General features: G+C 69.6%; 12 protein-coding genes. 9 read left to right on the top strand and 3 right to left on the bottom strand.

Going from position 1 to position 15,171, the window contains the following annotated elements; translation table 11 throughout:
- From O3I_RS12110 to acs, 7 genes are all read left to right on the top strand, one after another.
- Positions 1–1,965, top strand: coding sequence for a glycosyltransferase (locus O3I_RS12110; RefSeq protein ID WP_014983204.1), 1,965 nt, complete (start codon positions 1–3; stop codon positions 1,963–1,965).
- Positions 1,949–2,746: a LytR/AlgR family response regulator transcription factor gene (locus O3I_RS12105; protein ID WP_014983203.1), complete on the top strand. Its 798-nt coding sequence runs from the start codon at positions 1,949–1,951 to the stop codon at positions 2,744–2,746. The genes O3I_RS12110 and O3I_RS12105 overlap by 17 nt, the downstream gene beginning before the upstream one ends.
- Entirely contained in the window at positions 2,731–3,108 is a 378-nt protein-coding gene (locus tag O3I_RS12100) for a hypothetical protein (protein WP_029892252.1), read from the top strand. Before O3I_RS12105 ends, O3I_RS12100 begins: the two co-directional genes overlap by 16 nt.
- A gap of 97 nt (positions 3,109–3,205) precedes the next feature.
- The gene (locus O3I_RS12095; RefSeq protein ID WP_014983201.1) at positions 3,206–4,960 is read left to right on the top strand and encodes a cation acetate symporter; all 1,755 of its coding nucleotides are present in this window, start codon (positions 3,206–3,208) and stop codon (positions 4,958–4,960) included.
- 145 nt (positions 4,961–5,105) lie between these two features.
- Complete coding sequence (locus O3I_RS12090; protein ID WP_014983200.1) at positions 5,106–5,462, top strand: DUF485 domain-containing protein; 357 nt, start codon at positions 5,106–5,108, stop codon at positions 5,460–5,462.
- Positions 5,459–7,096, top strand: a complete 1,638-nt coding sequence (locus O3I_RS12085; protein WP_014983199.1) for a solute symporter family protein — start codon at positions 5,459–5,461, stop codon at positions 7,094–7,096. The genes O3I_RS12090 and O3I_RS12085 overlap by 4 nt, the downstream gene beginning before the upstream one ends.
- Positions 7,097–7,148: 52 nt before the next feature.
- On the top strand, positions 7,149–9,086 hold the full coding sequence (gene acs, locus O3I_RS12080) for an acetate--CoA ligase (RefSeq protein WP_014983198.1): 1,938 nt from the start codon (positions 7,149–7,151) through the stop codon (positions 9,084–9,086).
- A 160-nt stretch (positions 9,087–9,246) separates the two neighbouring features.
- On the opposite strand, the gene O3I_RS12075 is transcribed toward acs, so the two are convergent.
- A complete protein-coding gene (locus tag O3I_RS12075) occupies positions 9,247–12,534 on the bottom strand; it encodes a BTAD domain-containing putative transcriptional regulator (protein ID WP_041562572.1) in 3,288 nt (1,095 codons plus the stop codon).
- 115 nt (positions 12,535–12,649) lie between these two features.
- Here O3I_RS12075 and O3I_RS12070 point away from each other — a divergent pair, with 115 nt between their 5' ends.
- Both O3I_RS12070 and O3I_RS12065 read left to right on the top strand, forming a co-directional pair.
- Positions 12,650–13,549 carry an alpha/beta fold hydrolase gene (locus tag O3I_RS12070; RefSeq protein ID WP_014983196.1) on the top strand — a complete coding sequence of 300 codons (900 nt, stop codon included), beginning with the start codon at positions 12,650–12,652 and terminating at the stop codon, positions 13,547–13,549.
- Entirely contained in the window at positions 13,546–14,178 is a 633-nt protein-coding gene (locus tag O3I_RS12065; protein ID WP_014983195.1) for an NADPH-dependent FMN reductase, read from the top strand. Before O3I_RS12070 ends, O3I_RS12065 begins: the two co-directional genes overlap by 4 nt.
- A gap of 44 nt (positions 14,179–14,222) precedes the next feature.
- On the opposite strand, the gene O3I_RS12060 is transcribed toward O3I_RS12065, so the two are convergent.
- Together O3I_RS12060 and O3I_RS12055 are read right to left on the bottom strand one after the other, a co-directional pair.
- Entirely contained in the window at positions 14,223–14,615 is a 393-nt protein-coding gene (locus O3I_RS12060) for a type II toxin-antitoxin system VapC family toxin (RefSeq protein WP_014983194.1), read from the bottom strand.
- Positions 14,612–14,866 carry a type II toxin-antitoxin system Phd/YefM family antitoxin gene (locus tag O3I_RS12055; protein WP_041562571.1) on the bottom strand — a complete coding sequence of 85 codons (255 nt, stop codon included), beginning with the start codon at positions 14,864–14,866 and terminating at the stop codon, positions 14,612–14,614. Before O3I_RS12055 ends, O3I_RS12060 begins: the two co-directional genes overlap by 4 nt.
- Positions 14,867–15,171: the final 305 nt, after the last annotated feature.

Here is a 15,171-nt window from a genome sequence, read left to right as displayed (position 1 = left end):
GTGCGCATTGCCTACGTGTGCCGCGACCTGGGAACGGACTCGACGACCGGGAGCGGCGCACTGGTGCTGGCCGCCGCGACGGCGTTGGCGGCCCAGGGCCACGAGATCCACTTGGTCAGCGAAAACCTTTCTGCCCCAGCGCGGCACGCGGTGGCCGCGACCGATGGGTTGCGCTGGCAGCCGACCCTGCCCGCGCGGCCCCGGCATCGCTACTTCACCGACGAGCAGTGCTACGCCGACCGGGTGTACGACACACTGCGCCTAGTGCACGAACAGGCACAGCTCGATGTCATAGACCTGGTGGACGCGGACGGGGCCGCCTTGACCCTGCTGCGGGCCCGGCGGCTGCTCGGCGATTTCGCCGACACGCGCCTGGTGGTGTCGCTGCATCCCTGGGCGACCGCGACCGAAGGGCCGCAGCGGGATCGGCCCGCCACCTTCGCCCACGACCTCACCACCTTCGCCGAGCAGTACGCGCGACGCCACGCGGACGCCGTACTGGCCTGCGGCGACGCTGTGGCGGGCACAGTCGAGTTCCCCACACGCCGTTACCTTCCCGGGCTGCACCGACCGGACTTGGTACCGCCCGGCGAAGTACTGCCGAATGTCGTCCTGTGGCTGGGTACCCTCTGTCCCGCGGCAGGACTCGACACCGTGCTGCGCGCCGTCGTCCTCGCCCACGCGGCACAACCGGCAATCCGCGTGGTCGTCCGCGGCGAGGACACCGCGACCGACCCGGTCGGCCGATCGTATTGGCAGTATGTCCGCCAAGGGCTTTCCGAGGAACTGCGCGAACTGGTGTCCTACGAGGGGCCGCTCGACACCGGCCGTCCGCCCCCGGGGTCCCTGTGTGTGGTGGCCGCGGGTACCGCGGGCACACCCACGGAAACGTTGTGGGCCATGGCCTCCGGCTGCCTGGTGCTCGCGCCCGCGGGCAGCGTCGGTGCCGACATCGTCGGCGAGAGCGGCACCGTCGCGCCCGGTGTGGCGGCGATGGCGTCCGCACTGGTCGCCGGTCTCGCTGTGCCGAACGGCAATTCGCGGCTCCCCACCACGGTCGGCCACACACCCGAGCAGGTGGCCGCGACACTTGCGGCCGTCTACACCTCGGTGCCGTTGCCGCCGCCCACCGAACCTCGGACCGCAGAACTGGTTTCGATCGTGATCCCGGTGCACGACTACGGCCGGTTCCTGCCCGACGCACTGGAGTCCGTGCGCGGCTGCGGACTTCCCGTGCTGGATATCGTGATCGTGGACGACGGCTCGACCGATCCCGGGACTGTGGCCCTCTTGGACACGTTGACCGACGTCACGCTCGTCCGTCAGCCGCACCGCGGGCTCTCGGCCGCGCGCAACGCGGGCCTCCGGCATGCCAGGGGCGAGCTGGTCCTGGTGCTGGACGCCGACGACCGCATCCGGCCCGGCTTCCTGCCGGCCGCCGTCGCGGCCATGCGCCGCGACGACACCCTGGGGTTCGTCGGCGGCTACGTGCGCTATTTCGAACTGCTCGAGCTGGTGTACGTCCCCGCGGGCATGCCCACCGACCTCAACCTCGTGTTGCACACCCACCTGAAGTCGATGGTCCTGTATCGCAGGACCGCGGTGGACCGGGTCGGCGGCTACGACGAACAGCTGCCCGCCTTCGAGGACTGGGAACTCCAGTTGCGCCTGACGCTGGCGGGCTACGACTCCGACGTGCTGCCGATCGTCGGCCAGCTCTATCGGCGCCACGCCGACTCGATGTCGTTCCGGCACAGCAACGGCATGCGCGACGAACTGGTCCAGTATCTGGTCCGCAAGCACGCGGCCACGCTCGACCACCCCCGGCTGATCCGGCTGCTGCTCGTCCTGGTCGACCTGTGGAAGACGGGCTACGAGCCGAGCACCTCGGTGCTGCTGCAGCGTTCCGCGCGGTGCGACCCGCCGCTGCCTTTACGATGGAGCGATTGTGGCCAGGAGCGCTGAGGGGAGCGGCGGCGTAGTACGCGTACTCGCCGTCGACGACGAGAAACCGGCTCTCGACGAGCTGGTCTATTTGCTGCGCGCCCAGCCGGGCGTCGGCGAGATCCACGCCGCCGCCGACGCGACCACCGCACTGCGCGTGTTGCGGGCGCATCCGGTGGACGCCGTGTTCCTCGATATCAACATGCCCGGGCTGGACGGGATGGAGCTGGCGGGCATCCTCTCGGAGTTCGCGAACCCGCCCGCGGTGGTCTTCGTGACCGCGCACGACGATCGCGCGGTGGCCGCGTTCGATCTCGGGGCGGTGGACTACCTGCTCAAACCGCTGCGCGAGGAGCGGCTCGCCGAGGCGGTGCGCCGGATCGTCGGCGCCCGGGCCAGCGCGGCACCGATCGCCGACGCGCCGCGAGCCGACCCGAGCGAGGTGATCCCGGTCGAGCTCGGCGGCGTGACCACGCTGGTGCCCCGATCCAGCGTGAGCTGGGTGGAGGCGGACGGCGACTACGCCAGGCTGCACACCAGCGGTGGTTCGCATCTGGTCCGGATCCCGTTGTCCGCGTTGGAGTCCCGCTGGCTGGACGCCGGATTCCTGCGGGTGCACCGCTCCTACCTGGTGGCCTTACGTTTGGTCACCGGTCTGCGCACCGTCGGCACCGGCACCGTGGTGTGCTTGCGCGCCGAGGGCAGCGCCGGGGCGGTGGAACTACCGGTCAGCCGCAGGCAGGTCCGGGAGCTGAAACAGCGTCTGGTGCGCCGGCCCCGGCAGCAATGGACCGGCCAGTGACCGGGCCGCAGCGCCCGGTCCGGCAGCGCGTCGTGCTGTCCGAGCGGCGCGGCGCCCGCCGGGTGCGCACCCGGGTGGAGGTGGCCGAGCAGACCGAGATCGGCGAGGCACTGATCGGCGGGCTGATCCGCGCCCAGCTCGGGCTGGCATTGCGGCTCGGGCTGGTCACCGTCGTCGTATTGTGCGCGCTGCCGGTGCTTTTCGGGATCGGCCAGGTGGGTTCGGTGGTGGTGCTGGGGATCCGGCTGCCCTGGTTGCTGCTCGGCGTCGCGGTCTACCCGCTGCTGTATCTGATCGGCCGCCTGTATGTCCGCCTCGCCGAACACAACGAGCAGGACTTCCTGGACCTGGCCGAGGACTGATGCACGCGGCCGCACCCCTTCCGACCTCGCGCACCCGCTGCGGCCTGCCACAGCGGGTGCGCGAGCGCGAAAAGGGTGCGGATATCGGAGTCCGCTCGTGAGCGCGGGCTCGGTGCCGGTGCTCACCGTGCTCGCGCTGCTGTTCGCGGCGCTGGCGACGGTCGCGATCGGCGCCTACGGAGTTCGCCTGGCGCGCACCACCTCCGACTTCCTGGTCGCGTCTCGCAGCGTGCGATCCGGCTGGAACGCCGCCGCGATCTCCGGTGAGTATCTCTCGGCCGCTTCGTTTCTCGGCGTGGCCGGGCTCATCGCGAAATACGGCGCGGACGCGCTGTGGTACCCCGTGGGTTTCACCGCAGGATATCTGGCCCTGCTGCTGTTCGTCGCCGCGCCGCTGCGCCGCTCCGGCGCGTACACGGTGCCGGATTTCGCCGAGTTCCGTTTGGGTTCCTTGCGATTGCGCAGGTTGGCCGCACTGGTCGTGGTGCTGGTGTGCGGGGTGTATCTGATCCCGCAGTTCCAAGGCGCCGGGTTGACTCTGCACACCTTGCTCGGCCTGCCCGACTGGGTGGGCGCGGCCGCGGTGGGCGCGATCGTGATCGCCAATGTGGCTGGCGGCGGGATGCGCTCGATCACGCTGGTGCAGGCCTTCCAGTACTGGCTGAAGCTGACCGCGGTGGCGATCCCCGCCCTGGTGCTGCTCGGCCACTTCCTCGGCGAGGACCGGCCGCTGGGCGCGCCCGCTCCCCCGGTGGTGACCGAGCGGACCGTGGTCGACGTGCGCACCGACGTGGTGGTACAGGTCGATGCGACACAACAGGTTTCGATCACCGGGCGGCTCGATGACCGGACGGTGGCGGGTGCGGTGGCACTCGCCCCGGGCACCCACGAACTAGCGGCGGGCACCGAACTCGTGCTGGCCGCGGGCACCGAGGTGCCCGTGGTGGCCGGTGCGCCCGCGGACGGCGCGGCCTGGCTGGCACCCGGCGGCGGCTTCGGCGGCAAACACCCGACCTACCAGGTCTATTCGCTGATCATCGCGACCTTCCTCGGCACCATGGGGTTACCGCACGTGCTGGTGCGGTTCTACACCAACCCGGACGGCCGGGCCGCGCGTGCCACGGCGCTCGCGGTGATCGGCCTGGTCGGGCTGTTCTACCTGTTCCCGATCCTGCTCGGGGTTTTCGCGCGACTGTATGTGCCTCAACTGCTGATCACCGGTACCTCCGACGCCGCGGTGGTGCTGATGCCGAGTTCGGTGGTCGCCGGGCTGCCGGGTCAATTGCTCGCCGCGCTGGTGGCCGCCGGTGCGATCGCGGCGTTCCTGTCCACCTCCTCCGGGCTGCTGGTCAGCATCGCGGGCGTGCTCAGCACCGATATGCTGCGCGGCCGGATCCGCGACTTCCGCGCCGCCGCGCTGGTGGCCGGCGTTGTCCCGCTTGCGCTTTCGCTGACCGTGGCGTCGCTGGACCTGTCCCGCACGGTGGGGCTGGCCTTCTCGGTGGCCGCCTCGACGCTGTGCCCACTGCTGGTGCTCGGCATCTGGTGGCGGCGGCTGACCGCGCGCGGCGCTGCGGCCGGGCTGATCGCGGGCGGGCTGGTATCCGGTGGCGCGACCGTGGTTTCAGTCACCGGCGGGCTGTCCGACGACCTCGGCGACGGCTGGCCCGCGGCCCTGCTCGGCTATCCCGCGGCGATCAGCGTCCCGCTCGCGTTCGCGACGATGATGCTGGTCAGCAAGGTGACTCGGGGACCGGGCACGCGCCGGGTGGGGCGGATCTTCGTGCGCATGCACGCGCCCGAACGATTGGGCATGGGCGCCGACCGCGAACGCAGCCTGCGCTCGAACTGAACCGCCGACCGCTCGTCGCGGCACAGCGACCGCTCACCGCACAATCGGCCACCTTCCCGGAGTGACCCACACCACATCACCATTTCTTCACACGGGCCTGGCTACGGTGCAGAGCAAGTAAGCCATGTCACACGCTAGGACCATCATGACCAGTACCGAACTCGACGGCGACGCCGCCCGGCGCACCCCGAGTGCAGCCGAGTTCATCGCAGTGCAGGCCAGCCCGCAGTTCCAAGAGCTACGAATGCGCTTACGCCGCTTCGTGTTTCCGATGACCGCACTGTTCCTGCTGTGGTACCTCAGCTACGTGTTGCTCGGCGCGTACGCGCACGACTTCATGGCGCACAAGCTCTTCGGCAACATCAACGTCGGATTGCTGCTCGGGCTCGGGCAGTTCGTGTCCACCTTCGTCATCACCGCGCTGTACGTCCGGTTCGCCAACCGGGAACTGGATCCGCGCGCGGCGGCCATCCGTAACCACCTCGAAGGGGACCGGGCGTGAATCATCTCGACACCTACGCCGCCGCGGCCACCGTCGGCGAGCCCGTGGCGAACATCGCCATCTTCGGCGTGTTCGTCGCGATCACCATGGTCGTGGTGATCCGCGCCAGCCGCAGCAATGCCACCGCCGCCGACTTCTTCACCGGCGGCCGCGGCTTCTCCGGCCCGCAGAACGGCATCGCCATCGCCGGTGACTATCTTTCCGCCGCAAGCTTTCTCGGCATCGCCGGCGCGATCGCGGTGTACGGCTACGACGGCTTCCTGTACTCCATCGGGTTCCTGGTCGCCTGGCTGGTCGCGCTGCTGCTGGTCGCCGAAATGCTGCGGAACACCGGCAAATTCACCATGGCCGACGTACTCAGCTTCCGGTTGAAGCAGGGTCCGGTGCGCACCGCCGCGGCGTTGACCACACTGGCGGTGTCGCTGTTCTATCTGCTGGCCCAGATGGCCGGCGCCGGCGGTCTGGTCGCGCTGCTGCTCGACATCTCCGACAAGACCGGGCAAGCGGTCGTGATCGCCGTGGTCGGCGTGCTGATGATCGTGTACGTGCTGGTCGGCGGCATGAAGGGCACCACATGGGTGCAGATCATCAAGGCCGTGCTGCTGATCACCGGCGCCGCGCTGATGACGATCATGGTGTTCGCCAAGTTCGGCTTCAACCTGTCCGACATCCTCGGCTCGGCGCAGGAGCACGTCGCCGATTCGACGAACAAGGCCGTGGCCGCCCGGGACGTGCTCGCACCCGGCGCGCAGTACGGCGGCAGCGCCACCTCGAAACTGAACTTCCTGTCTCTCGGTTTGGCGCTGGTGCTCGGTACCGCGGGTCTGCCGCACGTGCTGATGCGCTTCTACACCGTGCCGACCGCGAAGGAGGCGCGCCGATCAGTCGTGTGGGCGATCGGGCTGATCGGCGCGTTCTACCTGTTCACCCTGGTGCTCGGCTACGGCGCCGCCGCCATCGTCGGCCCGGACCGGATCCTGGCCGCCGCGGGCGGACAGAACTCGGCGGCCCCGCTGCTCGCGTTCGAACTCGGCGGCGTGATCCTGCTCGGCATCATCTCCGCGGTCGCGTTCGCCACCATCCTCGCGGTGGTCGCGGGCCTCACCATCACGGCGGCCACTTCGTTCGCGCACGACATCTACGCCGGCGTCGTCAAGCGCGGCAAGGTCGACGATGTCAAGCAGGTCAAGGTATCCCGGATCACCGCGGTGGTGATCGGCGTGATCGCGATCGGTCTCGGCATCCTGGCGAACGGGCAGAACATCGCCTTCCTGGTGGCGCTGGCGTTCGCGGTGGCGGCCGCGGCGAACCTGCCGACCATCCTGTACTCGCTGTTCTGGCGGCGGTTCAACACCACCGGCGCGCTGTTCAGCATGTACGGCGGCCTGATCTCGACCATCGTGCTGATCGTCTTCTCCCCCGCCGTGTCCGGCAACAAGACCGCGATGCTGCCCGGCTCCGATTTCGACTGGTTCCCGCTGTCCAACCCCGGAATCGTCTCCATTCCTTTGGCTTTCGTGCTCGGCATCGTCGGCACCCTGATCGGCAAGCCCGACGAGGACCCGGCCAAGGCGGCGGAGATGGAGGTCCGCTCGCTGACCGGGGTCGGCGCGGAGAAGGCGGTCGCGCACTGATCGCTGCTCGATCCTCGTTGTCCCCCGTGCTTTCCCGTTAGGAGATATCGCGTTGTCCAGCGCCACCACTGATTCCCGCGACACCACCGGCTACCCGCCCGGCACCGAGTTCGCCGCCCTGGCGAATGCCGATGCATCCCTGTACAGCTGGGCCGCCGAGGATCGGCAGGGGTTCTGGGCCGAGCAGGCGCGCAAGCTCGACTGGGCGCAACCGTGGTCGCAGGTGCTGGACTGGAGTGACGCGCCGGTCGCCAAGTGGTTCGTCGGCGGCAAGCTGAACGTCGCCTACAACTGCGTCGACCGGCACGTGCTCGCGGGGTACGGCGACCAGGTCGCCATCCACTGGGAGGGCGAGCCCGGCGACTCCCGCGATATCACCTACGGGGAACTGCGCGACGAAGTGTGCAGGGCCGCCAATTATTTCACCGAGCTGGGTCTGCGGGCGGGTGATCGGGTCGCCATCTATATGCCGATGGTGCCCGAGGCCATCGTCTCGATGCTGGCCTGTGCCCGGCTCGGCCTCACCCACTCGGTGGTGTTCGCAGGGTTCTCCCCCACCGCCCTGCGCCAACGAGTCGACGACGCCGAAGCCCGGTTGGTCGTCACCACCGACGGGCAGTGGCGGCGTGGGACGGCGGCGCCGCTGAAGGCGGCCGTAGACGAGGCGCTCGGCGGTGCGCCGTCCACCGTCGAACACGTATTGGTGGTGCGGCGCACCGGAATCGAGGTGCCCTGGACCGACGGCCGCGACCTGTGGTGGCACGACACCGTCACCGATGCCTCGCCGGAGCACGAGGCGCAGGCCTTCGACGCCGAGCACCCGCTGTTCATCCTCTACACCTCCGGCACCACCGGAAAACCCAAGGGCATCCTGCACACCAGCGGCGGCTACCTCACCCAGACCGCCTACACCCACCACAACGTCTTCGATCACAAAGCCGGACAAGACGTCTACTGGTGCACCGCCGACATCGGCTGGGTCACCGGCCACAGCTACATCGTCTACGGACCACTGGCCAACCGCGCCACCCAAGTGGTCTACGAGGGCACGCCGAACTCACCCGACGAGCACCGGCATTTCCGGATCATCGAAAAGTACGGCGTCAGCATCTATTACACGGCACCGACACTGGTCCGCACCTTCATGAAATGGGGTCGCGAGATCCCCGACGCGCACGACCTGTCCTCGCTGCGGTTGCTCGGCAGCGTCGGCGAGCCGATCAACCCGGAAGCGTGGCGCTGGTACCGCGAGGTCATCGGCGGCGATCGCACGCCGATCGTGGACACCTGGTGGCAGACCGAGACCGGCTCGATCATGATCTCGCCGCTGCCCGGGGTCACCGCCGCCAAGCCCGGCGCGGCGATGACACCGCTGCCCGGCATCTCGGCCAAGGTGGTCGACGACGACAGCGTCGAACTCGGCCGCGGCGCAGCCGGATTGCTTGTGCTCGACCAGCCGTGGCCGTCGATGCTGCGCGGCATCTGGGGCGACATGGACCGGTTCCGCGACACCTACTGGGCCCGATTCGCCGCCGCCGGTTGGTATTTCGCCGGTGACGGCGCGAAGCTCGACGCCGACGGCGATCTCTGGGTGCTCGGCCGGGTGGACGACGTGATGAACGTGTCCGGGCACCGGATCTCCACCGCGGAAGTGGAATCGGCGCTGGTCGGTCATGCCGGGGTCGCCGAGGCCGCGGTGGTCGGGGCCAGTGACGAGACCACCGGACAGGCCATCGTCGCCTTCGTCATTCTCGCCGCGGGCGCGGCGAACACGGGCGAGACCCTTGTCACAGATCTGAAAGCGGCGGTCTCGCACGAGATCAGCCCGATCGCCCGGCCCCGCGAGATCCATCTCGTGCCGGAACTCCCGAAGACCCGCAGCGGCAAGATCATGCGCCGGCTGCTGCGTGACGTGGCCGAAGGCCGCGAACTCGGCGACACCTCGACCCTGGTCGACCCCAAGGTCTTCGAGGCCATCGCCCGCGGGTGAACCCGCACCGCGACGGACCCGGCCGACTGACGAGGGGCGGGCCGGGTCCTTCGCGACCAGGAGCCGAGGTTTTCGGCACGATCGCTGCGGGGTAACCCGCTGAGGGCGGACCCGGTTACCCATCGATGAGGGGGACCGGGTCCGCCCCTGCGTGTGCCGCTCAGCTCGGGGTTGCCGGCGCAGGTGCGCACGCCGCGGCCAGCTGCCGGGCCTCGGCCACGGTCAGTTTCGCGCCCGCCGTGTGCGCGTCGGTGAACGCGGCCGCGCCGAGGGCGGCGCGGACAGCGGCGGCGGGCCGCTCGATATCCGGGCGTTCGGCCGGGAGCAGTGGCATGCCGTTCGCCTCGCGGACCGTCTCCGCGGCCCCGAAAAGCTGCGCCGCGGTATCGAATTCGCCGAGCGCCCCGGCGGCGGCCGCGAGACCCGCCAGGGCGAAGGCGGTGTCGCGGGGCGCTTCGATGCGCTGGGCGCCGTCGAGAGCGTCGAGGTGCATGGCGAGCGCCGCGGCGAACTCGCCGCGTTCCTCGTGCAGGTAGCCGAGTTCCACCTGCAACATGGGCAGGAACAGCGGCGTCTCCTCGCCTTCCGTCGGCGTCATGGCCAGCAGCTCGCGCAGCATGCGTTCGGCCACTTCGGCTTCCCCGACCCGGCGCGCGGTGAACGCCAGCACGATCGAGGCGAACACCCGGCTCGGGCCGTAACCGTGCTCGGCGGCCAGGCGCAACGCCTGCTCGCCCATGCCGCGGGCGCGCTCGAATTCGGTGTGCTGCATGGCGATCCAGCCGAGCCAGCACAGATGGGTGCACACCTGGCCCCACAGCTCCAGCTCCTGCGCCAAACCCAGGGCCTCGGTGTGGATATCGGCGGCACCGGCCAGGTCGCCGGTCAATTCGGCCAGACCACCGAGCCATTCGGCGGCCTGGAGCCGGCCCCAGCGATCATCGATCTCGGCGAACAGGCGCGCGGCCGAGCGCGCGTGGTGCGCCAGCGCCGTCAGATCCGCCCGGCTGTGCGCGGCCTGTGCCAGCGCCACATGCCCGGTGGCCACACCCCAGCGGTCGCCGAGCCGCTCGCAGACCGGAAGTGCCCGGTGCACCAGGCCTTCCAGCTCGGGCAGGTCGCCCGAATCGAGGGCGGACACGGCGAGGAACAGTTCGGCCCTGGCCCGGCCCGCCGGGTCGTCGATGGTGTCGAACACCGCGAACACCTCGGCCCGCTTGGCCGCACCGCCGGTGAATTCCGCCTGCTGAAAGGCGAATCCGGCCCGCCAGGCCAGTGCGGGCGCGCGCTGTTCGGGTGCGCCGCCCAGCGCCAGCGCGGCCTCGAACCAGCGCCGCGCCTCGGCCAGCCGCCCGCGCAGGAACCAGTACCAGGCGAGCGCGTTCACCAACCGCAGTGCGTGCTCGGCCGCGCCCGCGCGCAGGTAACCATCCAGTGCCACTCGCAGATTCGCGACCTCGGCGTCCAGCCGCAACAGCCACCGGCGTTGGTCGGCGCCGGTCAGTTCGGGGGCCGCCCGCTCGGCCAGTTCCAGGTAGTACCGATGGTGCGCCTCGAAGGCCGTATCGAACTCCCCTGCTTCGGCCAGGCGATCCGTGCTGAACGCCGCCACCGACTCCAGCAGTCGGTACCGCCGGCCGACGGCCTGCACCAGCGATCGATCCACCAGTCGCCCGACCACATCGGCGACCGTCGACGGATCGAGCACGATAGCGGGGCCGTTCGCGGTCGCGCTGTGGCCGGCTACCGGCCCGGTGGGCGGGGTGGCGAGCGATCCTCCTGTGGCGCAGACGATCTCGGCCGCCTCCAGGGTGCAGCCGCCCGCGTGGACGGCCAGGCGGCGCAGCACCGTCTGTTCCGTCTCGTCCAGCAGCCCCCAGCTCCAGTCGATCATCGCGGTGAGCGTCTGCTGGCGTGGCGGCGCCCCACGGTGACCGGTGGCCAGCAGCCGGAAGCGGTCGTCGAGCCGGGCCACCATCTCGTGCACGCCGAGCGCGCGGACCCGGGTCGCCGCCAGCTCCAGGGCGAGCGGGATGCCGTCGAGCCGGCGGCAGAGGGTGGCGACCGCGGCCGCGGTGTCCGCGTCCAGCACGAAACTACGGTCGCTCGCCCGCGCACGGGTCACGAAAAGCTGCACCGCCCCGGCATTTTCGAGAGCGGTCAGGTCGGTATCTGCATTCGGTACGGTCAGCGGCTCGACCGCGACAACCTCTTCGCCGGGCAGGCGCAGCTGCTCCTGACTCGTCGCCAGGATGTGCAGGTTCGGCGCGGCGCCGAGCAGCAGTTCGGCCAGATCGGCGGCGTAATCGACGACATGCTCACAGTTGTCGAGAACGAGCAGCAGCTCCTGCTCGGCCAGTGCGGCGCGGACCAGTTCGACGGGATCGCCGCCGTCGTCGGTGCGGATATCGAGCACCTGCGCGACCGCGTCGACGAGGAAACAGGGCCCATCGGCGGCGGTAGGTTGCAGCGGCGCCAATTCGACCAGCCAGGTGCCCTGCGCGAAACGGTCGGTGAGCGCGGCGGCCGCGGCCAAAGCCAGCCGGGTCTTGCCGACACCGCCCGGACCGGTCAGCGTGACCAGCCTGGCCTCGCCCACCGCGCGCCGCACCTCGGCGAGATCGTTTGCCCGCCCGATGAGTTCGGTGCGCTGGGCGGGAATGTTCGAGGTGCGCCGCCGCAGCACCGGCGCCGGCGGCGCGGCGGTCAGCACCAAGTCCTGGCCCAGGATCGAACCGTGCAGCGCGACCAGCTCCGGGCTGGGGTCCAGACCCAGTTCGTCGGCGAGCTGCCTGCGCAGATCCGCGTAACTGTCCAGCGCCTCAGCCTGCCGGCCCGCGCCGTAGAGCGCCTTCAGCTGTGCGGCGCGAAGACGTTCCCGCAGTGGATATTCGGCGACGACCGCGGCGAGTTCCCCTGCGACGTCCCGGTATTCGCCGAGCGCCAAGCGCGCCTCGGCCAGTTCCTCCACCGCGACCAGGCGTTGTTCGGTCAACTGCGCGATGGCGGGCTGGGCGAACGTGGCGTCCCGGAAGTCGGTGAACGCCGGGCCGCGCCACAGCGCGAGCGCCTCGGTGAGGATGCGCGCCCGCTCGCGTAGCTCGGTGGAGGCCCGCGCGGTCGCCACCAACTCACGAAACCGCAACGCGTCCACCGCGGTGGCGGCGAGCCGGTAACCGGGCGGCGGCGAAACCACCAGCTCGCGGGCGCCGGGCTCGGCGTCCTCCAGCGCCCGGCGCAGTTGCGAGGCCTTCGCCGCGAGGGTGCCCGCCGGATTGCCGGGCGGATCGTCGGCCCAGATGTCGTCGATCAGGCGATCACTCGATACCGGTTGCCCCGGCTGCACCAGCAGGTCGGCCAGTAACGCCCGCACCTTTGTTCCAGGAATCGGCACGACTGTGCCGCCGTCCGTCCAGACCGTCAACGGACCGAGCACACCAAACCGCATACGGGCAGCTTAACCATGCCCTCGCACGGCGGAATCGCACCGTAAACAAACCGGAAGGTGGGCCGCGCAGAGTTGGTGACAACGCAGAACGAACTCCCACAGAAATGAGCCTCCGATGAAACTCACCACCGTTTTCGCCGCCGCTGCCCTCGCCGCCACCGCGCTGCTGACCGGTTGCGCGACCGCGGACCAGCCCGCGAAGTCCACGCCCGGCGCCTACGCCGACGTCAACGGCCTGCACATGTACTACGAGGTGCACGGCGCCCCGACCGACCAGCCGCCGCTGGTGTTGCTGCACGGCGCGCTCTCGGGCATCGACACCGACTTCGGCCAGCTGATCCCCGAGCTGTCCAAGACCCGCCAGGTCATCGCGGTGGAACAGCAGGCGCACGGCCGCACCGCCGATGTCGATCGGCTGCTGCGCACCCCGCAGATGGCCGCCGACACCGTGGCGTTACTGAAGCAGATCGGCGTCCAGCGGGCCGACATCCTCGGCTACAGCATGGGTGCCGGTGTGGCACTGGAGATCACGCTGAAGAATCCGGGGTTGGTGCGCAAGCAGATCTTGGCGGCGGGGTCGCTGGGCGCGGGCGGCATGCATCCCGGGCTGCTCGAAGGGCTCGCCGACCTGAAGCCCGAGATGCTGCACGGGTCACCGTTCCACGAGGACTATCTGAAGAACGCGCCGCGCCCCGAGGACTTCCCGAAGCTGGTCGAGCGGGTGCGCGAGCAGGACATGAACGGTATTCCGGAGGTCGCGCCCGACGACGCCCGCCAGATCAAGGCGCCGACCCTGACCGTGATCGGCGATTCCGACATCGTCCGGCCCGAGCACGCGGTCGAGATGTTCCGGCTCTTCGGCGGCGGCATCATGGGCGACACCCCGGCCGGGCTGCCGAACGCTCAGCTGGCCATCCTGCCCGGCACCACGCACGTCACGCTGGTGCACCGGCCCGACCTGCTGCTGCCGATGATCCCGGCCTTCCTCGACGCGCCCGTCAAGGACACGCTGTGACACAGCAGCGCGGGAGCGACCCGGCGCGGAACGCGAGCCGGGTGGCGGGCGAGCCGGACCGGTTGCGGGTGGTGCTGATCCAGAGCAGCACCCGCACCGGGCGGTTCGGGCCGACCGTGGCCGACTGGTTCGCCCGGCAGCTGCGCCGCCGCGACCTGCAGGTGGATCGGCTCGACCTCGCGACGGCCGGGCTCCCCGACCAGCTGGCCGGCCACGACGAACCGGCACCGATCGCGGTGCGGCAGTTCGGCGATCGGCTCGCCGCCGCCGACGCGTTCGTTGTGGTCACGCCCGAATACAACCGCAGCTTCCCCGCCGCACTGAAGAACGCGATCGACTGGTTCGACACCGAATGGGCGGCCAAGCCGGTGACCGTCGTCGGCTACGGCACCGACTGCGACGGCGGGCATGCCGCCACCCAGCTCCGCCAGATCTTCGGCGAACTCAACGCCGTCCCCATCCGCCGCACCCTCACCATCACCAAAGCCTGGCAACGCTTCGCCCCCAACGGTTCCTGGCCCCGCCGCGACCCCGACCTAGAAGCCGCCACCACCGCCACCGTCGACCAACTCCTCTGGTGGGCCACCGCCCTCCGCACCGCCCGCACCACCACCCCCTTCATCCCCTGACCCCCACCAGCACGCCATGAAGGGCCTCCGGTTCGAATGACGCGTCAGAGCTTGATGATCCGAAGGTCCGGCATGGCGTCGTAGTCGTTGTCTTGGGTGGCGATCGGAATGTCATAGGCCATCGCCGTCGCGGCAATCCAACTGTCATTGATCGGCACTTTGCGACCGGCTGCCCGAAGACGCGAGACAAGGAGGGCCCACTGCTCGGCCACCTTCTCATCGACGGCGAGCGGCTCGAATCGTTGGGCCAGTTGGTAAGTCGACAAGCGCCGAGCGGCCGATTCCGGATCGGTCGCGTGCAGCACACCGAGGCGGAGTTCACCCAGCGTGACGACAGAGACGCCCAGCTCATAACCTTCGATTTGCGCCGGATCGAAGCGCTTGGCCTCCAAACCGATGAAGATCGAAGTATCGGCGAGCGCCTGCTCGACGTTCACCACGGCAGATCGTCCGTCGTCTCGGTCAAGGTCTCCCGCAGCTCCGCACGCAGACCTGTCGTATCGGGGCCGAGCCGGATCAACTCCTGCATGATCTCGGTTGCCGGAATCCACTGCCGCCGCCGAGGCAACGGAATGATCTTCGCCACCGGACGATTGTCCTTCAGAATCTCGATTTCTTCCCCAGCCTCCACACGCCGCAAAACCTCCGCGGTGTGATTGCGGAGGTCCCGCGCCGGCAATGCAGTCATGCTACGAGCGTAGCGTTCAGCTACACCCGTAGCAACTGCCCTTGAACCGGCATACATGGTCGAAAACCGACGACCGTCAACTGCGCGAACAGTCTCGATGGGAATTCCGCCGCGCCGGAGACGACCACGGACTAGCTTTCGTCTGCCGCTTCTCAGCGCCTCGCTGACCGCTGCGCCTCAGATACATTGCTGGACAGGCGATCACCAGGTAATGGTGGCGGCACGTACTCGCTTGGCCGCCGCCACCATTACCTGGTGATCATCCGTCCAATGGTGGCGGCTACTCGACCGCGGCGAAGTTCACG

It is taken from the genome of Nocardia brasiliensis ATCC 700358 (genome assembly GCF_000250675.2).
Taxonomy (GTDB): Bacteria; Actinomycetota; Actinomycetes; order Mycobacteriales; family Mycobacteriaceae; genus Nocardia; species Nocardia brasiliensis_B.
This window is presented reverse-complemented; position numbering and strand designations above follow the sequence as displayed.

What these genes read in the sequence shown, in the direction of transcription:
- O3I_RS12075 (WP_041562572.1), bottom strand. Translation starts at nt 12,534, where the DNA reads ATGCGGTTTGGTGTGCTCGGTCCGTTGACGGTCTGGACGGACGGCGGC.
- O3I_RS12090 (WP_014983200.1), top strand. Translation starts at nt 5,106, where the DNA reads ATGACCAGTACCGAACTCGACGGCGACGCCGCCCGGCGCACCCCGAGT.
- O3I_RS12100 (WP_029892252.1), top strand. Translation starts at nt 2,731, where the DNA reads ATGGACCGGCCAGTGACCGGGCCGCAGCGCCCGGTCCGGCAGCGCGTC.
- O3I_RS12070 (WP_014983196.1), top strand. Translation starts at nt 12,650, where the DNA reads ATGAAACTCACCACCGTTTTCGCCGCCGCTGCCCTCGCCGCCACCGCG.
- O3I_RS12055 (WP_041562571.1), bottom strand. Translation starts at nt 14,866, where the DNA reads ATGACTGCATTGCCGGCGCGGGACCTCCGCAATCACACCGCGGAGGTT.